The organism is Chitinilyticum aquatile DSM 21506 (assembly GCF_000430805.1).
Lineage (GTDB): Bacteria > Pseudomonadota > Gammaproteobacteria > Burkholderiales > Chitinibacteraceae > Chitinilyticum > Chitinilyticum aquatile.
This window is the reverse complement of the sequence record NZ_KE387259.1, coordinates 1-21,738: the sequence shown is the minus strand read 5'-3', so window position 1 is coordinate 21,738 and position 21,738 is coordinate 1. Positions and strand designations below refer to the sequence as shown.

Annotated in this window: 18 protein-coding genes, 1 tRNA gene and 2 pseudogenes; 6 read left to right on the top strand and 15 right to left on the bottom strand. The window is 57.6% G+C overall.

Going from position 1 to position 21,738, the window contains the following annotated elements; genetic code table 11:
* The first annotated feature begins 74 nt into the window (after positions 1-74).
* The gene (locus tag H559_RS0113260) at positions 75-1,007 is read left to right on the top strand and encodes a protein kinase family protein (protein ID WP_028453065.1); all 933 of its coding nucleotides are present in this window, start codon (positions 75-77) and stop codon (positions 1,005-1,007) included.
* A gap of 162 nt (positions 1,008-1,169) precedes the next feature.
* Here the strand turns inward: H559_RS0113260 and H559_RS22940 are convergent, their stop codons facing one another.
* Entirely contained in the window at positions 1,170-1,706 is a 537-nt protein-coding gene (locus H559_RS22940; protein WP_162143331.1) for a hypothetical protein, read from the bottom strand.
* 6 nt (positions 1,707-1,712) lie between these two features.
* On the opposite strand from H559_RS22940, the gene H559_RS0113255 reads away from it, so the two are divergent.
* From H559_RS0113255 to H559_RS0113245, 3 genes are all read left to right on the top strand, one after another.
* On the top strand, positions 1,713-3,536 hold the full coding sequence (locus tag H559_RS0113255) for an FtsW/RodA/SpoVE family cell cycle protein (RefSeq protein ID WP_162143330.1): 1,824 nt from the start codon (positions 1,713-1,715) through the stop codon (positions 3,534-3,536).
* Positions 3,537-3,538: 2 nt separating this feature from the next.
* Complete coding sequence (locus H559_RS0113250) at positions 3,539-5,194, top strand: hypothetical protein (RefSeq protein ID WP_028453063.1); 1,656 nt, start codon at positions 3,539-3,541, stop codon at positions 5,192-5,194.
* Between the two features lie 61 nt (positions 5,195-5,255).
* Positions 5,256-6,758 carry a transglycosylase SLT domain-containing protein gene (locus H559_RS0113245; protein ID WP_028453062.1) on the top strand — a complete coding sequence of 501 codons (1,503 nt, stop codon included), beginning with the start codon at positions 5,256-5,258 and terminating at the stop codon, positions 6,756-6,758.
* Positions 6,759-7,022: 264 nt separating this feature from the next.
* Here the strand turns inward: H559_RS0113245 and H559_RS21865 are convergent, their stop codons facing one another.
* From H559_RS21865 to H559_RS0113205, 8 genes are all read right to left on the bottom strand, one after another.
* On the bottom strand, positions 7,023-9,176 hold the full coding sequence (locus tag H559_RS21865; protein ID WP_051279455.1) for an SUMF1/EgtB/PvdO family nonheme iron enzyme: 2,154 nt from the start codon (positions 9,174-9,176) through the stop codon (positions 7,023-7,025).
* Positions 9,177-9,287: 111 nt separating this feature from the next.
* Complete coding sequence (locus tag H559_RS20425) at positions 9,288-10,145, bottom strand: PP2C family serine/threonine-protein phosphatase (RefSeq protein ID WP_155845432.1); 858 nt, start codon at positions 10,143-10,145, stop codon at positions 9,288-9,290.
* 50 nt (positions 10,146-10,195) lie between these two features.
* Complete coding sequence (locus tag H559_RS21860) at positions 10,196-12,475, bottom strand: ATP-binding protein (protein ID WP_081413064.1); 2,280 nt, start codon at positions 12,473-12,475, stop codon at positions 10,196-10,198.
* On the bottom strand, positions 12,472-13,128 hold the full coding sequence (locus H559_RS0113225; protein ID WP_028453061.1) for a hypothetical protein: 657 nt from the start codon (positions 13,126-13,128) through the stop codon (positions 12,472-12,474). The genes H559_RS21860 and H559_RS0113225 overlap by 4 nt, the downstream gene beginning before the upstream one ends.
* A gap of 184 nt (positions 13,129-13,312) precedes the next feature.
* Positions 13,313-13,801 carry a MotA/TolQ/ExbB proton channel family protein gene (locus tag H559_RS0113220; protein WP_028453060.1) on the bottom strand — a complete coding sequence of 163 codons (489 nt, stop codon included), beginning with the start codon at positions 13,799-13,801 and terminating at the stop codon, positions 13,313-13,315.
* Positions 13,794-14,111 (bottom strand): hypothetical protein, encoded by a 318-nt coding sequence (locus tag H559_RS0113215; protein ID WP_028453059.1) that lies wholly within the window; start codon positions 14,109-14,111, stop codon positions 13,794-13,796. The genes H559_RS0113220 and H559_RS0113215 overlap by 8 nt, the downstream gene beginning before the upstream one ends.
* 15 nt (positions 14,112-14,126) lie before the next feature.
* Entirely contained in the window at positions 14,127-14,537 is a 411-nt protein-coding gene (locus H559_RS0113210) for a hypothetical protein (protein WP_028453058.1), read from the bottom strand.
* 200 nt (positions 14,538-14,737) lie between these two features.
* Positions 14,738-15,187: a LexA family protein gene (locus H559_RS0113205; RefSeq protein ID WP_155845422.1), complete on the bottom strand. Its 450-nt coding sequence runs from the start codon at positions 15,185-15,187 to the stop codon at positions 14,738-14,740.
* A gap of 69 nt (positions 15,188-15,256) precedes the next feature.
* Between H559_RS0113205 and H559_RS20415 the strand changes: the two genes are divergently transcribed.
* A complete protein-coding gene (locus H559_RS20415) occupies positions 15,257-15,691 on the top strand; it encodes an SOS response-associated peptidase family protein (protein WP_051279450.1) in 435 nt (144 codons plus the stop codon).
* Positions 15,692-16,141: 450 nt separating this feature from the next.
* On the opposite strand, the gene H559_RS0113195 is transcribed toward H559_RS20415, so the two are convergent.
* The 6 genes and pseudogenes from H559_RS0113195 to hemW form a co-directional block, all read right to left on the bottom strand.
* Complete coding sequence (locus H559_RS0113195; RefSeq protein WP_028453057.1) at positions 16,142-17,101, bottom strand: IS30 family transposase; 960 nt, start codon at positions 17,099-17,101, stop codon at positions 16,142-16,144.
* Positions 17,102-17,330: 229 nt separating this feature from the next.
* Positions 17,331-17,594, bottom strand: a complete 264-nt coding sequence (locus H559_RS0113190) for an ATP-binding protein (RefSeq protein ID WP_028453056.1) — start codon at positions 17,592-17,594, stop codon at positions 17,331-17,333.
* A complete protein-coding gene (locus H559_RS23490; protein WP_444541995.1) occupies positions 17,581-18,177 on the bottom strand; it encodes a Mu transposase domain-containing protein in 597 nt (198 codons plus the stop codon). Before H559_RS23490 ends, H559_RS0113190 begins: the two co-directional genes overlap by 14 nt.
* Positions 18,178-18,186: 9 nt before the next feature.
* Positions 18,187-18,846, bottom strand: a pseudogene (gene istA / locus H559_RS23485) (IS21 family transposase); the annotation flags it as partial.
* Positions 18,847-19,601: 755 nt separating this feature from the next.
* Positions 19,602-19,677, bottom strand: a tRNA-Thr gene (locus H559_RS0113180).
* A 103-nt stretch (positions 19,678-19,780) separates the two neighbouring features.
* Positions 19,781-20,977 (bottom strand): radical SAM family heme chaperone HemW, encoded by a 1,197-nt coding sequence (gene hemW, locus H559_RS0113175; protein WP_081413063.1) that lies wholly within the window; start codon positions 20,975-20,977, stop codon positions 19,781-19,783.
* A gap of 505 nt (positions 20,978-21,482) precedes the next feature.
* On the opposite strand from hemW, the pseudogene H559_RS22800 reads away from it, so the two are divergent.
* Positions 21,483-21,738, top strand: a pseudogene (locus H559_RS22800) (IS481 family transposase); the annotation flags it as partial.

Genomic DNA, 21,738 nt, shown 5'->3' with positions numbered 1-21,738 from the left:
TGCATTGCCGGGGTAATGCAAAAAACAGCGTGCCCCCGGCATCAAGAAGGCATCAGCAGAACAAAGGAATCGTCATGGCGAGCAAGGATAAAACCATCCATCTGGGCGCAGGAGCAACGTTCAAGCTCGAGACAATCATCGGTGAATCCACCTTCGGCGAAGTATGGTCAGCGCACTGGCTGCAGACCGATACCAGGGTGGCGCTCAAGCTGGTGCATCAACAGCAGATGGCACGCTACTCGCCTGGGGTGCAAGAGCGCTGGCCGGAAGAACTCAGCAAGGAAATCAGTTTTCTGGAGCGGATACGAGCTGGTCACGTCATTCGCTTATACCGGCATGGTTTTTTCGAAGAGATGCCGGTAATGGTGTTGGAACAATTGCATTCCTGCTTGTACCGACGCATTACCAGCAATCAAGAAATGTTTGCATTGAAAACGCATGTCGAATGGTTCAGGCATCTTGTCGAAGGTGTGCGGGTCGTGCATCGCGAAGGCGTGCGTCATCTTGATCTGAAACCGCAGAATATTCTGCTTACACCACCATCCGCAGCTGGGCAGCGTCTGAAGATTGCGGATTTCGGTACAAGCAGGACAGGGCCCGAATTGCATGAGCATGCCGGGACTATCGGCTGGGAAGCACCAGAGCAGTTCTTTCCCGCGCAACAGACCCGTGGCTCGTACCTTTACCAGACTGATCAGCGGGCCGATTTTTATGCCCTGGGCTTATTGCTGTTCTTCATGATCAGTCAGGGGCAAAAAACCTGGTTTTCGCAACAGTGTCAGGCGCTGCATGACGAGGGACAGGAGCTGGCTGCATGGAACAGCAAAGGGCGTGTGATCGGTTCATTAACCGATATGGATCGGGAGATTTTTCTGTCTGGTCTGGGCGAATATCGCTGCACCGAGAAAGGGCGACGCCTGCTGCAATTACTAGAGCAACTCCTTGCCGAACACCCGGAAAACCGGCCGCAGGATGCCCGGGAAATTCTGGTCGGCATCCCGTTTTGAACCGTTCTGCAGTTTTTCAACTCCCCCGGCTTTTGAAAGGTATCCCCCACCAATCAGGAGCCATCCATGCTGTCACTCATCCCCTGGTATTCCCGCCTGGTATTGCGATTGCTGCTACTGGCGGTTCTGGCTGGTCTCGGCTACTGGATGTGGCAGCAACTACTAAGCCAACCCGGAAAGTACTACCCGTCGCAAATTGATGTGACTCTGCAGCCCGGCAGCCGGATTGTACTGGGGGAGGCCGAACTGGCTGCACGCCATGCCGACCGCCGCCACATTGCAATTACCCGCTCGACAGATGGTCAGTGGTGGCTGGGCAATGTCAGTGATTCGCGTGGTGTGGAAGTCCGGCTGGCCGGGCAGGATGTTTTGCTGCAGGGCAAAACACTGGCCGCAGGGCAAACATTCACGGTGGCCGGAATCGCTTTTGCGGTGGAATCTGCCGAGAAAATACTGCAGCTGCGCGATGCGGCAAATACGCGCTGGCTTTACGACGGCCAGCGCCTCTGGCGCGGCGATGAGCAGCAGGCGGCCTGCCCGGGCGAGTCCTGGATGAGTTGGTCCAAACGTCAGCTCAAACTGTTGTCGGGTGTTAGCCAGCCCTTGGAAATCGGCGGACTGGTTGGTTGTGGCAACCGGGTCGCGAATGCCAGCTTGCCCAGCAATGCTGCACGCATCAGGCTGAATGCGCAGGGGCACTATGAATTGCGAGCAATCGCGCTGCCTGCGCGCAGTATCTGCCTGGTGTCGGAAGGCGCAAGCTGCAAGCCCGGGCAAACGCTCTACGAACAATCCATCAATCTGGCGGAAGTCAGTCAGATGGTGGTGGGGCGCACCCATTACGGTATTCATCTGCAGCAGGACACGCTGAGCCTGCAGCCGCACTTGCGCATGCAGCTTTACCAGGAAGCCCACCCCCCGTCGTTGTCTGGTGTCCAGTGGCAGATGGCCCCGCTGGATATCTGGCGGATTGCCGAAAGAGCCCCCGCATTTCTGTGTGCAGGTCTAGGCCTATTGGCGCTGGTACTGCTCATCGCCCTGGTGGCCTGGTTGTGGAGCCGCTCGCGGGTACTAGCGCTGCTTATTCCCGCAGCGACGCTGCTGACGGGGTTGGCTGTCGGGTATTTTTGGCAAGGGCTCACTTACCCCGTGCTAGCCGTGGTTTTGTCAGGCTTGGTGATTGCTTTGCTGGCAGCCTTGGTTCATTTTTTACGCCGCGCCATCAGCCCTGCCAATGCCTTGATTCTGGCCGCGGCACTGCTGCAAATTGGCTTGGGATTACTGGCATGGTTGCTGGGCCCAAGGTTGGGTGAGGGCTGGTTCCTGCTCATGGCAAGCGTTGGCATGCTGTGGGTTGTGCTGCTGCCTGCCCGATCTTTCCTATGGCTGCTGACCATGAGTCTTGCTGCCGTGCTGGCCGCTTGCGGTCTGGCTAGCCAGTTGGCGCTGGGTATGGCTTCTCCCGAGTGGGGGGGCGCACGGTTTTTTGGCAGCATGGCGGCATGCTGCCTGATCTGGTTTTCGCTGCAATACGCGGTAGCCCGGCTGGCGGATAAGGGGCAATTGCCACGCCTGCGCAGCTCCCAAGCCGATTGGCTATTGGGCTTGCTGGCGCTGCTGGCGCTTGCTGGCTTGATCTTGCAGGTCATCAAGGGTAATGAGGCGGGTGTATTTGGCTTTCAGCCCATCGAAGCTGCCAAATTGACTCTGGTTTTACTCACCGCCCATTTTCTGGCATTGCGACTGGGCTGGCAGCATGCTGCTACTCATCTCTCTGCTTTCAGTCTTTGGCTTCGCTTTATGGCACCCGTAGCCATGATGCTAGCGCTGATGCTGACCGCCCTGATTCTGGTCCACGATAACTCACCCATAGTGCTGATAGCAGTATGGCTATGGATACTGCTGCTGGGCTGGTATTTTGCTTGCGGTAATAAAACCAGCTTGCTGATGGCCTTCGCTCTGTTGGCTCTGGCTTCCGTTGGCCTCTATGCCGTGCAAACCGGCATGGCCGACCTGCAGTTTTTCAGTCTGTATCCAGACCGAATTCAAACCTGGCTTGCGCCATCATTGCACCAGCACACGGGCGAGCAATTTCGCAGGGCTATCAAATTGGCCGAATCGGGGGGCTTGCTCGGAAATAGCGATGTGCAACCCTGGCGGATACCGGAAGTGCAGAACGATTTCACTCCGGCTTTCTTTCTCGCGCGTTTTGGGGCAGTCGGCGGTGCATTACTTGCCGGATTGCAAGCACTCTTGCTGGCGAGTTTGCTGGGTCAGAGTTGGGGGTGTCTGCAGCGAGCTCGAGGCAGCCACGATGTGGTCTGGGCTGGTCGGCTGCGCTATTTTCTGATCTGGGGCTTTGCCGGTTTTCTGCTGGCTCACTTTGTCGTGAGCTGGGGAACCAACCTCGGGGCGCTCCCCGTGATGGGGCAGCCTATGCCCTTCCTCTCCTCGGCTGGCAGCCTGATTCTGCTTTTTCTATGCCCCCTGCATTGTCTGCTTGCAAACACCTCACAATCGGAGAAGTGATCATGAAAGCGCTCAAATCCATTATCCAGAAGCTGACTGCCAGCGATGTCACTGTCGACAGCCGTGGCTATGTTCAGACTTATCGTATCGACGGCATCAATGATGTATTCGATGGCTCGCAAATCTGGAAGAGCCCGATTGCATTCTCGCTGCATACCCATCTGGAAGACTTGCTATCGGCACATGGTTATCGAGAACGTGACAAGCATGTATTTACCCATGTCGAGCTTGAACTGCCCGCCATCGAAGTCGAACATGATCGCCGGGTTAGTCGTGGACAGCGCAGCGAAAGCCTGTGTGAAGCACTGGTCGCCATGCTGCAAGACTCGTTTGCCAAGCACGTGCCGATGGGGGCTTCCGTGCGATTTTCAGTCCGGCCTGGACAGGATCTGCCAGCACAATCGGTGCGTGTCCGGTTTGGCCATACCATCTATGTCCCGGCAGCGGAAGACGTAGCGGTATGGAAAGTTGAATGTTCAACTGACGGTGTGATCTGGACACACGTCAGCGAAATCCAGCAAGAACAGCGCCTGATGCTGCTGGGAGGCAATGCCGAATATGCATCTGCAGTGGCTGCCGATTGGCCCTTTGCGGCGCACGTCGGCATCATGATGAACCATGCACCGGACAAAGCCCTGCTCGACATTACCGCCGAGCCATGCGGCAGCCTGAAGATCACGCGCGATGACGCGCTGGGCTATTACCTGATTGAATCCGGACCTCTCCGCTATTTTCTGCGGACCACTCGCCTGATTCCGTTTGTGCAGCCCAAATCGAAATCCATCGTGCAGGATCCGGTGGCACAGGATAGCCCGGCCATCGAAGGGGAAAAACAAACCCCGGCAGCCCAAACAGCGCGGCCGATCATCTTGCGGGCTGGACGCAAGGAACCGGTGATTGCCGGCGAGAAAGTGGCAGCTTCCATTTCCGCAGACCGTACTTATATGCCGCAATCCGCCCCGCCGCAGCCAGATGACATGAAAACCTATGTTTTCACCGGGAAAATTACGCAGTCGAGTGCGCTTACCCTGGTGGGTATTGCCCTGCAAAAGGTTTCCGCGTTTGGTGAGGCCAATATACGTGGGCTTGGGTTCGGGTTTGACTCGGCAGCACAGATTGCTCCAGTGTATGGCAAGGCTGCCACTGCAGTGCTGAGTATCCATGTGGATGAATCTGACCAGCTGCGTGTGGCTACGCCAGCCGGTTGCCGACCGCTGAATCTGGGTGAGCAGTTGCCCTTGCAAGGCACGAGCGGTATCCGTCTGGATGCCGTACCCGCACCCTTGCAGGATCGCCACCTGGCATTTTGTCTGATTCCCAGACCGGTGATTGGTCGCATCGGTGGCGAAGTCACCCATTCATTCGGTCGTCACCATCCTGCCTTGAAGCATCTGCGGGTCATGGCTGGCGCAGGGTTTCTTGACCATGAAACGCAAGAAGACGGGGATCGCATGGGCATCTCGCGCGATGCTTTCGATTACCAGTTGACTGCGGATGGCTTGAAGCTGACCTTGCGCCCCAATCAGCAGCTTGCTCATCTCGATGGCGACCTGCAGTTTGTCGCAACCCTGAGTCATGCCGAAGACGCTGCTCCGGCGCTAATCCCAGCCGGCCACCATCTGGTCGTGGGGCATTACCTGCTTCGCTATGACGCATGACACTGAGTTGTCCCATCGGCCCAGGGCTTGATTGGGCCGGTTACCAAACCGGAGCAAAAGCATGCAACCCCGAATCCTGATGATGCTGATACTGCTGGCTTTGACCGGCTGCCAGTCCATGCAAACTGTCGCACCCAAGATTGAATCCGCCACACCCATGCCAGCGGCATCCCCGCCAGTGGGGCAGCCACTCGCTGATGCTGCCATCACCATGCCGCAGCCTGCCGCACAAGACATCTGGGAGCGCATGCGGCGCAGCTTCACCATGGCTGAGCTGGATTCCCCGGCCGTCGAGCAATACGCTCGCCATTTCGCCGCCACCCGTTATCTGGAGCGCAACGAACGCGCCCGGTGCTATCTGTATTACTTCGTCGATGCACTGGAGAAACGCAATATGCCCGCCGAGCTGGCCTTATTGCCCTATGTGGAAAGCGGCATGAATCCGCAAGCCCGCTCGCCAGTCGGTGCGGCAGGGGCCTGGCAGTTCATGCCCGCCACCGGCAAGCATTTCAACATGAAAATCAGCCTGCTGACCGATGATCGCAACAATCTCATTGCCAGCACACGGGGTGCGCTGGATTATCTGGGGCGGCTCAATCAGCAATTTGGCGACTGGCATCTCTCGCTGGCAGCCTACAACTGGGGCGAAAATGCGGTAGCCCGGGCGCAAGCCAGAAACCGCGCGGCTGGCTTGCCGGATGATTACCTCGGGCTGAAAATGCCGCAGGAAACGCGCAACTACGTGCCACAGCTGCTGGCGTTGGTGAAAATCATCAAGAACCCGCAAGCCTACGGCGTGAAATTGCCAGCCATTCCGAATGAGCCCTATCTGGCCGAAGTGCCCGTGCCGCACGATATGGACGTGGACAAGGCCATCAGCATGGCAGGGATCAGCGCCAAGGAGTTCTTTGCCCTGAACCCTTCCGTGCGTAAACCCCTGTTGATGCGCGCGGCCACGCCGAAATTGCTGCTGCCCACCGATCAGGCCCATGAATTTGCCCGCCGGCTTGCAAGCGATCGTGATGCCACAGCCAGCTGGACTGTCATCCGGCTAAAGGCCACGCAGCGGGTGGAGCATATTGCCGCCCAGCATGGCATTCAGCCGCAGCAACTGCGCGCCGCCAACAATATCCCTCCGGGCATGAAGCCCACCGTGGGCAGCGCCCTGTTCATCCCCGTCAGCACGCCGAAGCCATCGGTGGACGAATACACCGTTTCCGTGGCTTCGGTGGCGTTTACCCCTGATCTGGTCAAAATCCTGATTGCCGCCCGCAAAGGTGAAACACTTGCTACCTTCGCCCACCGTGTCAACAAACCGGCGCAGGACATTGCCCGCTGGAACCCCGGCCTGTCGGGGCGCAAGAAGCTGGCGCGAGGGCAGCTGCTGGCGCTGCACCTTGATCCTGAGCTGGCCGCCCGCATTCAGCATGAACAGACCAGTGAACCCGTCGCCAAACGGTCAGCGCCGCCGCAGAAGGGGCGAGCTGAAAACAAGATGATCGTGGCGAAAAAGAACAACCCGAAGAAAAGCCAGCAGCAGGGCAAACAATATGGCAGGGGATGAAGCAGGGCTGTTGACTTGAGTGGTTTCGGAGGGCATGGCTGGATGCGGATCGCCGCATTCCGGCCCTTGCCGTTCGCGACGGTTGCTTCGCACGGCTTGCCATGCACACCCTGAATGAATGTGCTCCGCCCTGTTGCTTGCGGTATGGGTATGTGCAGGTAACCATTTAAATGGAATGCTTGCGTAGGTATACGTGGGTGTAAATTACAGAAATGCAGGGTTTGTGCCGGGTAAAGAACCAAAGGGTTAGTTGACTGCGCGGCACTATGGTAGCGTCCTGGCTAGGCGAAAACCTCCACTGATCCACGCGTCGGAGGCAGATTTGCTATTGCGACTCGCCGCGCGTAGATATTGCGGATGTACGCTCCAAGAGCCGCCGCGTAACACTCGATAATCACAAGGCGTAGTTTTTACCGCACTGCCATCACCTGGGGCGTTGGTGTAGCTAAACGCATAGCAATCCTGCACCCATTCGTACACATTACCGTGCATATCATACAAACCAAAACTATTGGCCGCAAAGCTGGCCACCGGCAGGGTTTTGCCACGGTATTCGCCCTTGGCACTGCCGTTATAGGACGAACCCCCATCGAAATTTGCTTCACTGGTCTCGATCTTATCCCGGCATTGGCCTCCAACGTTGAAGGAGGTGCTGCAACCGGCGCGGGCTGCATATTCCCATTCCTCTTCGCTCGGCAAACGGAAGGTCTGGCCAGTGTATCGATTCAGTGTTCTGATAAAGCTCTGAATCGTCTCCCAGCTAACATTTTCCACCGGACAGCTTGCACCGCAGTCTTCAAAGTTGCTGGGATTGATGCCCATCACCGCCTGCCAGAGCTCTTGGGTGACTTCGGTTTGGCCCAACTGAAAGGGCTGGATGCTCACACGCCGGCGTGGCAATTCATCATTACCACTCCCTACTTCGTCATAGCGTGACCCCATCGAAAAGTTACCTGCCGGAATAGCGACCATCTTGAAGCCGACTCCGTTGACGGTGAAGGTTTCGCTGGTGCCTGCTTTCGATCCAGAATCAACAATCGCAGCAGCTTTCTGTGGTACCGGTTTCGGTTTGGGCCAGAGAATAAAAGTTGCCAGTACTGCCGCGACAAGGCCTGCAGCTTTTAGTGCGAATGGCGCGCCTTTTGCAGGCTTACCCTGCTCAGACAACCCCTGTGCTTTTTGCGTATCGGCTTCGCTGTTCTGCCTGGCGGCCTCTGCTCGAGCGGCCTGTTCCTCGGCGGCGGCCCGCTGTTGTTCCAGTGCTTGGGCTTTTTGTTGCGCTGCTTCGGTGTCCTCGCGCGCTTGTTCTTTTGCCACGTTTTCCTGTTGCTTGGTTATCTCATCATCGATTCTGGCAATTTGCGCCAGTGCTGCATCCGCAGCAGCGAGTTCGGCTTGTTGTTCCGCAGCATTGGCTTGCTCTTTCGCGGCATGCTGTGCCGCGTGCAGTTTCTGACCCAGCTCCAGGCGCTGGCTGCCAGACAGCCCCATACGCTTGAGATCATTCAATGTTTCGAGGGCGTTATAGCCAGGCGGGGTATCCAGAAAGCCCTGGGCGAGCTGGTCGTCAAATTCTTGCAGTAGTTGCTGGATCGTATCGGTTTGCGGTTGGGTGGCCGCTTGGGTAGGGGGCGCGTATAGCGCAACTGGGTGTTGGCCGCCAAGCATCGGGCTTTGCACATGATCGCCCAGACCAAAGGCTTCGGTGCGCTGGCGAATACGGTAGCCGATGCGGTCCATGCTTTGCGGGCTGATCTCGAAGGGCCTACCCGTTTTGATCGCCTTTTCCATTTCATCCAGCAGGGCTGCGGTGAATGAGCCTTTGCCTATGCCGGTTTCGGCATCAATCAGTTCAAGCGCACATTGGCCGTCGCTGCAGGAGTTGATGATGGTCAGCGGGTAGTGCTGGGCGTTCGCTGCTTTGGTTTGGCTGGATGCCAGCACTGGCTTGCGCAGAATGGCTTCGCCCTTGAAGCTGGGTAATGCACCGCCCGATTTTTGTGTGCCCAATGCGGCGCGGCAGGCATCAAATATGAATATGCGGTGTACGTCGCGCCAGTGTTCATTTTCGGTGTACAGGTTCAGTGCTTTCCACGGCAGGGTATCGGTAGTCAGCCCGGCATCCAGATGGGTCAGTCTGGCCTTGGGCAGCAGGAAATACTGCTCGTCCGCATGCTGGATACCGTGGCCTGAAAAATAAAACAGGAAGGTATCGCCTGCCTGCAGTTTTCTTTCAATGCCTTGCAGTTTCTCCAGAATGCCTGGCGCATCGCGCTCTTCGATGTAGGTGGTCTGAAATCCAAGCTTGTGCTGGAATACCCCGGTTAATTCACGCGCATCGTTTTCTGCACATTTCAGTACACCAATGTTCGGATCCTGGTAAGGGTTGATGCCGATAAAGAAACCGTAGCGCGCCATTGTGCAGCCTGATCCAAATCCATTGAATTGCGCAAATCTTACCAGATGCTTCCTGCTTTGCAGGAGAGGCGGCTGGATCTAGTCCCGGATGTAGTGCATTTGCTGCAGACTTCAGAGCAATGCGAAGGCCAGCAGGGTGGTGTTGTCGGTTCGTGCTTGCTGCCGGGATTTAATCCGGTGCTGTTCTGCGATGGTATCAAGCATTTCCGTCAGATTATTTGCGTGCTGCGTGGCGATACCCGGCAATTCCAGCAGCATGGGCAATGGGGATTCATAGGCCCACAAGCCATCCGTAGCCAGCAAATAGGTGACTGCGGGCTCCAGCGCAATAGGGCGGCAATCGGCCAGCCCGGCAAGAAATGCAGGCACGTTGTCGCGGGTCAGTTCATACAGTTCGCTTTGCAGGGTGTTGCTGCCAAGGGTGTTGCCCAGGCCGAAAGCCTGGCTGATTTCACAGCGATCTTCTTCCAGCACCTGCGTTAGCCAAGCGTGCTCGTCCAGTTCGCCGCGCAATGCTGCAGCCGTTGGCGGGCAATGGTCGATGGTGAGCAGTTCGAGCCCTTCCGGGCGCAAGGCCAATAAGCGGGAGTCTCCTACATGGAACAGTAGCGCCGGGCCGTGCGCCGGGATTTCCAGTATCAGCAAGGTGGAGCCGGGGGACACCTCGGCATGTTTGAGTTCGGCGCAGATGCGGGCATGCAGATTGCGCAGTTCGGCGCGCATGAGTGCCAGATCAAAAAAAGCTGGCATTTGCAATAGCTCCTGCACAATGCGCTCGGCAATCTGCCGCCCGCCGCCGTGACCGCCCAAGCCATCCAGCACCGCCAGACGGTGGTGCCCCGTTGGCCAGCAGGTTAGCTGGCCGGTTGTGTGCACTTCATCGTGCAGACATTCATACTGGCCAGCGGCGTTGACCAGCAGATAGTTATCCTGGTTTTCAACTTCCCGCCCGGCCAGTGGGCTGGCCATGCTGTATACCGCGGTCTGAATCGTTTTTGTCGGTGTCATGGTCATGGCGCTCATGGTAGCGGCGTGATGCTGTTGCGGGCGGCATGAATGTCGATGATGTACACATCTCCGCCTTTTTCCAGGGCCTGGTTCAGGTAATCCCGGGCATTTTTCTGAGCAATCTCGATGGATTGCCCCGAAGTGATTTCGACAGAATTGATCGCTTGCAGCGAACCATCCTGCAATGCCTTCAGCAGTTTTTTTGCGCCAGCCGTTTGTTCGGAAATCCGAACAACGGGTTCACTTTCACCAACTTCACTCATCCAGCACGCCATAAACGCATGGCCGGGAACCAGCACAATGCAGGGATGCAGGCCGATATGCTCCCAAAGGGCAGCCTGCAGGATCGCCAGATCAATGCAGGTTCCACGCTGGCTAGCCAGGGTGTCGGCGACCAGTCGTACTTTCTGCCCGGTTTTTTCAAAACTGGGCGGTGGATTGATGTAATCGATCGGGTAATGAGAGGACAGCGTTTCATGAATGGCCGCCAGCATCTGCCAGACCTGAGCAGGATCGTTTCTTTGGTATCCGGGGAAGGCTCGACTGCCAGACATTTTTTCCTGCACGGTGGCGGCTTTTTCCAGTACAGGCAGCAAAGCCGGTGAATTGGGCTGAACAAACGCGGCCGTGAGTTGCATGAACTCAGGTAAAAACAGCCATTCGTTATAGGCCAGTACCGGGATTTCCTCGGTTTTTGCAAACAGCACTTCTTCTTTATCGCGAACGGTTATGCGTATATGCGCCCGCTCTTTTTCAGCTACTTGCTGCAAGCGATCCAGCCGCAGGGGCAGGCTGATGTTGTTGCATTCCCAAGTGCTGCCATTTTTCAGTTCCGGGATGTTGCATGTCCATGCCGCACCAAAATCGTCAGGAACCAGCGCCACTTCTACCAGAAGATTCTGGCTCTCTTCCTTGCCCTTGTTGTGGAGGGTGAGCTTGCGTACCGGGTTGATGCCTACATGCTGCAAGGCGTAGCAAATGAACGGTAGAGTTTCAATATCCGCCACCAGATCGCGAGCGCAGATCACTTGTAGTGGCTCGTAACTTTGTGGTGTCGCCGGGATAAAGGTTTTGCCTTCATCCCAAGGAAGCGTTGCGGGTATTGTGGGCGAGACAACCATAGATCGAGCCAGGTCAGGGCATGCACGTGGCTCCGATTCGCGCTTGTCCTCAACCGGGAATTTCGGCGGTTTTCCGCCAAAGCGGGCATAGCGTTCCAGAATCTCGGGCGTTGCGGCACGATGAATTCGCCCGATGGCATGCAACATATCGGCTTTGCAGACGGGGCGATTGCCGCCGTGCTCAATGGCATCCAGAAACGCATCTTGTGCTGCCTGAGCGGCAATGGCGCAGATTTCTGCTCCGGAATATCCCTCTGTTGAGTGTGCCAAATAGGCAAAGTCCAGGTCTTTACCCTGCGGAATGCCTTCCAGTGCATGGCGCAACAATTGCTCGCGCACCGATGATTCGGGGAGGCCGACGTACGCCAGTGCATCAAAGCGTCCGGCACGCAGCAGCGCCGTATCAATGTCCCAGGGACGATTAGTGGCTCCGATAAAGAGCAGCTTGTTCTTGCGCAGGGCAAAGCCATCCAGCTCAGTCAGAAGCTGAGTCAGAATGCGCTGTACTGCTGAATTGCCTTCGCTGTCATCGCGTGATTTCGCCAGTGCATCCAGCTCATCCACAAAAATCAGTGCTGCAGGGTGGCGTTGCGCCTCGGCAAACAATGTCGCCAGTTGTTTTTCACCATCGCCCAACCATTTGGACAATACATCGGATGGCTTGAGCACAAACACCGGTATACCCAGTTCCCCTGCCAGAGCCCGCGCGAGAAAAGTCTTGCCGGTTCCCGGCGGGCCATACAGCAATACGCCGCCTGCGCCGTTCTGTTTGTAGAGTGCCGCTTTATCCGGATTCCGCATCGGGTACATATACTTTGACCGGAAAATGCGTTTTACTTCTTCGCAGCCGGCAACATCTGCCAAGCGCGCAACCGGGGGTAGGGCCGGGCTGGGAGTGGGTGACTCCCCCGCGTTCAGTAATCGGGAAGGTGCTGAAATGGCCGGCTGCGGTAATTGGTTCGCTTGTGCGTAAAGTTGATGTGCAAGCGCCACTCGGCGTGAGCGCAGGCCCCTGTCGGAATCGCTTGCCAATTGGTAAAGCCCATGCGAAGCCAGCAACAGGTTTATGCGTGCCGCTTCAATATCGCCGCGACTCAGTGCCTGGGTACTGGCCTGTACGCGAACCACGATTTCAGTTGGGCTCATCCCGCCATGGTTGGCTGGCATCATGGCTGTACCCCTTCTTGCACAACTTGTCCCTGTCGGATGGAGCCTAGCTCCGCTTCCAGCTTTGCTAGCGCCCCAGCCAAGGCTTCATTGCTTTCGCCTCGCAATTCGGCTCTAGCCTGTACTGCTGCATCCAGCTCTTCTACGGCGTCCAGCAAAGACGCATCACGAACCAGGCAGGCACGTGCATCGGCGTCGGCCATGGTATTCAGCAAATTGTCCACTTGTTCTAGATTCAGCTCGCCACGGCTGATTTCACACTCAACCCGCTGTAGCAATTGCGCTAAATCCATGGCCAGCACGCTATTGCGATCATGCTGACGAGCGCTGGTTTCCTTCAGTTTGATCAAGCCTTGGATCATGCGCATCTGCTTGCACAACAATTGGTGACGCAAATTCAAGCCCGTCATTTTGCTTTTCAGTGCTTCGTATTCTTGAGCCAGAAACCGGGCGTGGCCGATATGGCCGTTTAGACTGGCCTGCTCATATTCATTGATCAAGGCTTTTTTTTCTGCCTCCAGCTGATCCACTTCCAGCCGCAAACGGCGCGACTCGTTATCCAGCGCTAGCTGGTCTGCATGCAGGCTTGCGATACTAAGCATCGGCAAGGTCGTATCCTTGCCGAGCCAGTTTTTAATTGTTCGGAAGAGTTGCATGGTGATGCTCCTGGTATTGCGGATGTACTCGCTACACCAGTTATCTGCCGGGGGAGAGCAAAGAGCAGGTCAGTATTTCTGACTGCGGCTTTCCGGGGGGGGCTTCCAAACTTCTTAACTGGCCCCGGTGCACATTAACACCAGAATGGTGATGCGTCCGCGGTGCAGCAAATAGGCCGCATGCTTACTCCAGCGAATGGATAAAGGCCGCTAGCCGTTCCGGGGCGAGCGGGTTGCCATCGGGGTAAATCCGCTGCCGCCAGGCGTGTTGCAATTCGGCGTGGCTGGGCTTGCTGGCGTGTGGAATGGCGGCGCGTCCCCATTCGATGGCGGCTGCGGCGGGCCGTCCGGCGAGCCCGGCGCGCAGTACTAGCCAGAAGGCGTACAGCAGGGCGGCGCTGTTTTCGTCGCGGTAGCTGTGGATGGCGGCATGGGCGTAATGCTGCAGCTCGGCCGGGTCGCGTTCGCCACTGGCGAGCAGCCGCAGCAAATCGCAAACTAGTCCGGCGAGTTGCGGCTGGCTGGCAACCGGGTAGCGGCTGGCCAGTTCGCCGTGCGGCCAGTCGTCCAGTTCACCCTCCAGCGCCATGCTGCCGCGCCGCTGCATAAACACGAGCAGTTCGCCGGCGAGGCAGAGGGTGTCGAGGTAATCCTCTTGGCGGTGTTCAGTCATGGGCGGCTCCTGCGGGCAACTTTTGCATGACGGCGTAAAGCTGAGTGAGCGCCTGTTCGCCTTGTCGCTGTTGCGCTGCACTCGTGCGCAGCGGGTTGCAGCCCCACCAGGTCTGTTCCAGATCGTCGAGCAGAAGGCGTGCGGCGGCGGGGCTGAGCTGCGCGACGATGGTTTGCAGTAGCGGCAGGCTGCGCAGCAGCCACAGCGCATCCCGCAGCGTGGTGTGTTCCAGTTGCCGGAGCAGCGTGCGCAAATCGGGCTCGGGCCAGTCCAGCAGTTGCTGCGTCACTTGTTGGGGGGTGGGGTTCATGGGTGCGAGGCTCCTTCAGGTGCAGATCAGCCAGACGATGCCGGCGAGCATCAGCCAGATCAGGGCAACGACGCCAACCCGCTCGCGCCGCCAGAGTAGCTGGCCCAAGCCGTCGGCCAGTGTGTAGGTACTGAGTGCCGCCAAGCCGAGCGAAAAGATGACCGTATTGCTGCCTAGCCAGTCGGCCAATTGCTCTTGCAGATAAACCGCCAGCACCAGCAGCGCCCACCCGGCAATGCCGCCTAGGACAAGCCAGAGCCCAGCGCGGCGGCTGACTGCGGGCTGAGGACGGAGCAGCAGCAAGGTGTTGCCCAGCAGCGAAAGCAGAATGTGTCCGGCAAACACCAGCAGCAGGATCATCAGCAGGACGATAAGGGTTTGCGTCCAGAGCGGAATACTGGCCCAGTGTGGTAAGAGGGCGCTCATCGCGAGGCCCTCTGCCCCTGTTTTGCTACGGCTTGTGGATACGTGCGATGGGATGGCTTGCGTATGCTTATCAAAGTGAATGTACCAATGATGTTGGTATTCGTACAAATGATATCCGCGCCTCTGTCAATTTGGGTTTACACCCGCGCAGGATGATGTATTGCTGCGACGGTAGAGGTTGTTGACGTCGATGAGGGCAATCATCGTGGTTCCATGAACCAGGCCACAACGACACCCCAGATGCTTAGCTCCTGCTCCTCGCACAGCACAATCGGCGGAAACGCCGGATTCTCGGCAATCAAGGCCAGACGCTGTCCGCGTGCATACAGGCGCTTTACGGTGAAATCGTTATCGATGACCGCCACCACAATATCGTCATGCCGCGCCTCGCGGCGGCAATCCACCACCAGCGTGGCACCATCGGCAATGGTGCGACAAGGGTCAGGGCTCACCATGGAGTCGCCGCTCACCCGGAAGAAGAACGTCGATTCCGGATGTGCAATGAAGCGCCGGTTCAGATCCAGCCGGTCTTCGGCCCAGTCCTCGGCCGGCGAGGGAAATCCGGCCGGCACGGCCACGCCCATCACCGGACAGGACAGAGCCACCGGTGATGCACTGACCGCAAACGGCCCATGCAGAAAGGCAATCATCGCCGTTTCCTTGACGCTGATTGATACTGGCGAATATGGAACGAATGTTCTATTGGTCGATTGCAGCCGATGTGCGTCAACTACCTGCCCATACTGAAACCAACCGTGCTGGAACGCTTCCACGCCGTGCCCCCTGCTGAGGACTGGCGTGAAGAAGTGTGGCAGGATTATGCAGCCCCCATCCTGATCGGTGGCGATCTGGCGCGGCAGTGTGTGCTCGCCAACTATGATTTTTTGCCGAAACGCTATCTGCCGCCGGGTACTCGCTATAGCACCATGAATGCTCGTGCCGAAACCATTGGCGAACTGCGCAGCTACAAGGGGGCCTGGCAACGCAACCAGCTGTGTCTCGTACCCATGCAGGGCTTTTTCGAACCCTGCTACGAAACCGGCAAGGCCGTGCGGCACCTGATCCAGCGTGAGGATGGCGAGCCCTTTGCCGTTGCGGGGCTGTGGCGTACTTGGGAAGAAGAAGGCGGGCTGCTCAGCTATTCCCGTTGCTAAGCCGGATGCACAAGCCCGGGGATGAGAAGCGAAGCCTGGTGGTCATTCCCGAACCGGACTATGACTGCTGGCTGGATTGCCAGAACACAGACATTGCCCGAGCCATGCTCGGATTTGCAGAAGGCATCAATCTGGTCAGCGCTGCATTGCCGCAATCACGCACATCCGCATCGTGTGGTGACTTGTTCTGATATTTGGCCACACACGATTTGCTGGCGATATTCGTATAAAATTGCAATTCCTTTCGCGCTATGGGATTGCGTACACCAATGCAGTCATGACGGTGCCTTATTTCACATTTTCGAATTGAGATCGTTATTTTAAATTGCCTGCATGCATGAAATAGAGGATAGCCAGCGATTTGCGATTGCGAAAATACCAGGGAAACATGCAGTGCAATACTTCATCACTGCGCGGATTCAAAAAGTAAGTGCAACAGTTAAGTGGTTTTCAATTCAGTGACTTGGCCTGTTCAAATGCGTAGTTCGGCGATTTGAAACCGAGCCGTTTCCTGGGGCGATTATTCAGCTTCCTTTCCACCTCGGCAATCTGGCGTGGCTTGACTGTGGCGAAGCTGGTTTTCTTCGGGAAGTATTGCCGGATCAAGCCGTTGGTATTTTCGTTGCTCCCACGCTGCCACGACGAGTACGGGTCGGCGAAATAGCAATCCGCCTTCAACCGGCGGGCGATCGTCGCGTGGCCGGCGAATTCCTTGCCATTGTCGAAGGTGATGCTCTTCACCTGGCCCTTCAGCGGCGCAAGCATGCGGCAGATGGCTTTGGTGACGCCGACCGCCTCTTTGCTTGGAACGTGGGCGATCCGGGTCAGCCCGGTTTTGCGCTCAACCAGGGTGATCAGAGCCCCTTGCTGGCCAGCCCCAATCATGGTGTCCGCTTCCCAGTGTCCGAGTTCCTCGCGGGTTTCCACTTCAGCCGGCCGTTCGCTGATGCTGCGCCGGTTCTTGATTTGCCCGCGCCGTTCGGGTGAGCCATAGCGTTTGCGCCGCTGCTTCTGGCAGCGCAACAAGCGGTAGAGCTGACCGCCCCGGCGCTTGTCGTCGGCAATGCGCTGATAGAGCCATTCATGACTGACGCTGCATTCGCTGTCGCGGAACACGCCGCTGATTTGCTCGGGGCTCCAGCCTTCTTCGAGCAACGGGACAGCGGCTTCATCGAACACCTGATGCCAGCGCTGGCGCGGGCGCCCCTTGTCCTGCAGATGCCGACGATAGCGTCGCTCCGCACGCTCGGCGTCGTAGCGGTCACGCCCGCCATTGCGGCGAATCTCGCGCGAGAGGTTGCTGGCGTCGGGTTTGCCGAGCTGCCGGGCAATGTCGGCATTATTGAGTCCACTGCGAATGAAGGCCTGAATCTGGTATCGTTCGGCGGCGGTGAAATGGCGATAAGACATTACGGTGCTCCTGACTTGCCGGTCATAAGAGCGCGGGAATGTACGTCATTTCCCGCCCTCTATGCCGATTTCAGTCTGTTGCACTTACTCGTTGAATCCGCCTGTGCAAAAGTGATTGGTTTCAGGGTGATTGGCCTCGAATTTTGCACCGGTGGCTCACTTACACTTTTGGGTGGCAATCTCAATCCCGTTAACTTAAGCTCAAGTCATTGATTTGTATGCCACATGATCATGTGGCTTCTGCTTGCGTGGGCGAAGGGGCTGCCCAGTCAAAGGCAGCCAAATCGCGATGGATCGGGAATTTCGCTGCTTTGAGCTGGTAACGCAGACTGCGGGTCTGCCGGTCCTGCTGTTCGGCTTCGATCAGTCGCGCCAGCCAGGCTTCCGGTGCCGGAGGCTGTCGCGGTTTCTCGGCGTGCAACTCACCCCAGGTCGCCGCCATGCCATACAGTTGCAACGATTTGAGCTGGGCAATGCGGTCAATGCAGGACATGAGCGCCTCCGCGCAGCACGTCATACCGCGCACAATCGGCCAGCGGTTCACTGCGTAGCCGCAATTGCTGGGGCAAGCTGATGACGGCGGGCTGCGGTGGCGCCAGCAAACGGCGCAGTTCATTCATGACGATGGCGCCGGTCATGACACCCGCTTCCAGACTGAGTTCGCACGCCACTTGCAGTGGCTCCAGGCCCGCTTCCCGCGCCAGCTGCAGCAACTCGACAAAGGCACGGTCGCCTTTGGGCTGCGTGAGCAAGCGGTCTCTGACCTGGCGGATCGGAGCGGGCAAATCCCATTCCACAAACGGCGCACCATGACGCAACGCCCCCGGCTTCTTTGTCAGTACTGGCAGATAGTGCCAGGGATCGCACACCAGTTGATTCCGGCCAAACTGCCGGGGGTGTTCGGCGATGGTGTGCATGTCGTGCACAATGCGCAGCCGATCCGCTGCCAGACGCACGGAGACCGCTTTGCCCGCGAATTCGGCCGGCACACTGTAGCGGTTGTAATCGACGCGAACCAGACAGGTGCTGGACACCCGCAACATCTCTTTGTGATAGCCATCAAAGGGCGCAGCAATGGTGCGCAGTGTGCTTCGCTCTTCTGCAAAGACCTCGGCAATCGGCCGATCCTCCGCGGGATGCTGCCGACTGGCCAGTTCCCGGCAACACAGTGCCAGCCAGTCATTGAGCTCGGCCAGACTGGCAAAGCGCGGCCTGGGGTTGAACAGCCATTCCCGGATGTTGCCCACCTGATTCTCCACCTGCCCCTTCTCCCAGCCTGACGCTGGCGTACATGCCACCGGCTCGAACAGATAATGGTTGGCTAACGCCATAAAGCGGGGATTGAACTGACGCTCCTTGCCGGTCAGTATGGTTTGCACAACGGCCTTGAGGTTGTCGTAGACCATCCGTTGCGGCACACCGCCGAAGAAGGCAAATGCCCGGTTATGCGCATCAAACAGCATCTCCTGGGTTTCGCGCGGATAGGCCACCACAAACATCTGCCGGCTATACACCAGGCGGAAGTGCGCCACCTTGACCTTCTGAGAGACGCCGTCGATGTCGACCTGCTCCTGGCTCCAGTCAAACTGGCAAACCTCGCCCGGCGCAAAGCGCAGCGGCACAAAGGCCTGCATCACGGACGGGCGGGTGTTGCCACTCTTCCAGCGTTTAATAAAGCGACGTACGCAGTCATAACTGCCCAGATACCCCTCGACCTGCAAACCCTCGAACAGCCGTTGCGCCGTTCAGCGCTGTGATTTGGGCAAGGACTGCTCGACCATGAGCCAGTGTCCGTGAACTGGTGGTCAGGACTCGATGCTGTTTGACTTGTACGCGGCATAGGCAAAAGGATGATCATCTTAAGGGTATGTGGTTGGGTATTTTAAAATCCGATGAGTGGTTAATGCCTGTAATTGTTAGTAATATAAGTCGATTTTCGAGTCTCACTGACGCACCACTTGAGAGTTTTAACCAGTCCTCACTGGTACTAAAGAAGCCCGCAAACCTAGCGTTTACGGGCTTTTTTGTTACCTTCTAGTTCTAACCAGTCCAATCCAAGCACCTTTTTTGAGTCCCCTCTTGAGTCCCCGCTAAACTGCAGGGACTCAAACCGGAAACGGGGGCCCTGTGCCCAAGAAAGTCACGGGCGATCTGGCCCATCTGGAGTGTGATCGCGCGCTGCCGCGCGAAAAGGAGTGGAGTCTGTCCGCTGTAGGCGGGCTTTCATTGGTGATCAGGCCGGATGGGGGCGTGTGTAGAATTTTGCGTAAACGGTCGCTGCAGCATTGACCGGAAACACCATGACTACTCTAACGCACGTCGAGAAAGACCCCTCGTCGCTTGAAGGCCCGTATGAGTTGCCGGTTTTTTTGCCGGTCAGCGCCATCACTCTCCTTGCTTGGAGAAAACGCTGTTGGGGTGTATGTCGGGGCGTGGTGTGTTTTGAAGGGCAAAAGCAACAAGGGCTCACGACCATTTGATCGTAAGCCCTTATTTTATTTGGTGCCGGCGGCAGGAATCGAACTCGCGACCCCCTGATTACAAGTCAGGTGCTCTACCAACTGAGCTACACCGGCGAAGAGGTCCGAACTATACCCGCACACTGGTATGGATGCAAGCGTTCATACGGGCTGGAGGGCGAATTTCTACGGGAATTTCCATAATCCGCTGATCTGTAAGCTATTTCAGAAAGCGTTCCAGTAGTGTGTTGAGAAAGCGCCGGCCGGTGTCGCTGGGCTTGAGCCAGTTGCCGCTGCGTTCCAGCAAGCCATCCTTGATGCCGCGCTCGATGTCAGGCAGAACGCAGGCCAGTGGCTGGCCGGTGCGTTCCTCGAAAATGGCAAGGTCGAAGCCGCCGGTGAGCCTGAGCGTGTTGAGCATGAATTCGAAGGGCAGCTGTTCGATACCCACGACCTCTTCACTCTGGAGTGTCGAGCCCGCTTGGCTTTGCGCCAGATACTCCCCGGGCTGCTTGTAGCGCAGCTGGCGGATGATTCTGTCGGGAAAACTGATCTTGCTGTGTGCGCCGGCACCCAGCCCCAGATAATCACCAAAGGTCCAGTAATTCAGGTTGTGAAAGGCGCGGCGTCCCGGGCGGGCGAAGGCGCTGGTTTCGTAGTGCTCGAAACCGGCAATGGCAAGGCGTGCCTCGATGGCGTCCTGCATGTCGGCGGCCAGATCGTCGTCGGGCAATGCCGGCGGGTAGCGGTGGAACAGCGTGTTGGGCTCCAGTGTGAGGTGATAGGCCGAGATGTGTGTCGAGCCGCAGGCAATGGCCGTATCGATGTCGGCGAGTGCTTCTTCCAGTGTCTGCTCCGGCAGCGCGTACATGATGTCGAGATTGAAGTTGTCGAAATACTGTTTGGCGATCTGAATGGCTGCGAGCGCCTCGTCGCGACCGTGGATACGGCCGAGTGCCTTGAGTTTGGCGTCGTCAAAGCTCTGGATGCCGATGGACAGGCGGTTGACCCCCGCTGCACGGTAGCCGGCGAATTTCTCGGCTTCAAACGTCCCGGGGTTCGCTTCCAGCGTGACTTCGGCATCGGGTAGCAGCCTGACCCGTGCGCGGATGCCTTCGAGCAGCGTGTTGATGGCGGCGGCAGAGAACAGGCTGGGCGTGCCGCCACCCATGAAAATCGATACCACTGGTCGTCCCCAGATCTGCGGCAGGCAGGATTCCAGATCTCGTAGCAGCGCGGCAATGTACTCGGCCTCGGGCAGGCCGTCTTTCTGGGCGTGCGAGTTGAAATCGCAATACGGGCATTTCTTCACGCACCACGGGAAATGGATGTAGAGCGCCAGCGGTGGCAGGGCGCTGAGCTGCAGGCTGGCTGCGGGCTGGCTGCGGCGGATGCTGGAAAGCGGGATGGTTTGCATGATGGATTCGGGGAGCGGTCAGCCGAGCATTATCGCAAAAATCGGAAATGTAAAAACCAGTGCGTTCGGGGGGCTTTGTTGCACAAATCGGCATGCATCCTGCCTGATCTGGCCACATCGCCGTCCAATCCGTTGTCTGCATGAGCAAGTCAGCCTCGCCAAAGTACCGCACCACCAACTCGAGATCCTACAATCATGCGCTGCGACAGCGTGCTCTCTGCTGATTCGGCTGGACAAGGACATGACATGGTTTGCCGCCTGTCCAGTCCTGCTCGATTGATTACACGCTTTTTGAATAACTCAGGCCTTTGCTGCTGCCACTGCTTTATCGCTTGAAGGAGGTGTAGTGCCTGCTGTGGCAAATGCTGGTCATAGAGCCAGACAGGTAAACCCTGGAAAGAGCATGTCTGGTCTCGGATCATAATTTGCCTTTCCGCAGTTGGCGACTCTATCTGGCACGTTCGGTTTTGGGGGCGCTCAGCACGTCGATTTCCAGGTCAGGCCAATGAATCTCCGTCTGCACGGGCGCGCCCGTACCACTCCGGCTGTTCGTGCCGAAATCCAGGCCGCGCCGGCCGCCATCACCGATGCCGAACTTGCACGCCGCTATGGTGTCAGCAAGCCCACCATTGCCAATGACGCCGGCGCAGCTCGGTGCACGATGAATCACACACCGCGCATCATCTGCAAACCACACTGACACCCGCCCAAGAGTGCGTCGTCGTCGAACTCCGCAAGCTGCTGCATCTGGCTCTGGATGA

Excerpts from the sequence above, each read along its gene's own strand:
- H559_RS0113260 (WP_028453065.1), top strand. The coding sequence starts at position 75 with ATGGCGAGCAAGGATAAAACCATCCATCTGGGCGCAGGAGCAACGTTC.
- H559_RS0113250 (WP_028453063.1), top strand. The coding sequence starts at position 3,539 with ATGAAAGCGCTCAAATCCATTATCCAGAAGCTGACTGCCAGCGATGTC.
- H559_RS0113245 (WP_028453062.1), top strand. The coding sequence starts at position 5,256 with ATGCAACCCCGAATCCTGATGATGCTGATACTGCTGGCTTTGACCGGC.
- H559_RS21865 (WP_051279455.1), bottom strand. The coding sequence starts at position 9,176 with ATGGCGCGCTACGGTTTCTTTATCGGCATCAACCCTTACCAGGATCCG.
- H559_RS20425 (WP_155845432.1), bottom strand. The coding sequence starts at position 10,145 with ATGGCCAGCCCACTGGCCGGGCGGGAAGTTGAAAACCAGGATAACTAT.
- H559_RS21860 (WP_081413064.1), bottom strand. The coding sequence starts at position 12,475 with ATGATGCCAGCCAACCATGGCGGGATGAGCCCAACTGAAATCGTGGTT.
- H559_RS0113225 (WP_028453061.1), bottom strand. The coding sequence starts at position 13,128 with ATGCAACTCTTCCGAACAATTAAAAACTGGCTCGGCAAGGATACGACC.
- H559_RS0113220 (WP_028453060.1), bottom strand. The coding sequence starts at position 13,801 with ATGACTGAACACCGCCAAGAGGATTACCTCGACACCCTCTGCCTCGCC.
- H559_RS0113215 (WP_028453059.1), bottom strand. The coding sequence starts at position 14,111 with ATGAACCCCACCCCCCAACAAGTGACGCAGCAACTGCTGGACTGGCCC.
- H559_RS0113210 (WP_028453058.1), bottom strand. The coding sequence starts at position 14,537 with ATGAGCGCCCTCTTACCACACTGGGCCAGTATTCCGCTCTGGACGCAA.
- H559_RS0113205 (WP_155845422.1), bottom strand. The coding sequence starts at position 15,187 with ATGATTGCCTTTCTGCATGGGCCGTTTGCGGTCAGTGCATCACCGGTG.
- H559_RS20415 (WP_051279450.1), top strand. The coding sequence starts at position 15,257 with ATGTGCGTCAACTACCTGCCCATACTGAAACCAACCGTGCTGGAACGC.
- H559_RS0113195 (WP_028453057.1), bottom strand. The coding sequence starts at position 17,101 with ATGTCTTATCGCCATTTCACCGCCGCCGAACGATACCAGATTCAGGCC.
- H559_RS0113190 (WP_028453056.1), bottom strand. The coding sequence starts at position 17,594 with ATGTCCTGCATTGACCGCATTGCCCAGCTCAAATCGTTGCAACTGTAT.
- hemW (WP_081413063.1), bottom strand. The coding sequence starts at position 20,977 with ATGCAAACCATCCCGCTTTCCAGCATCCGCCGCAGCCAGCCCGCAGCC.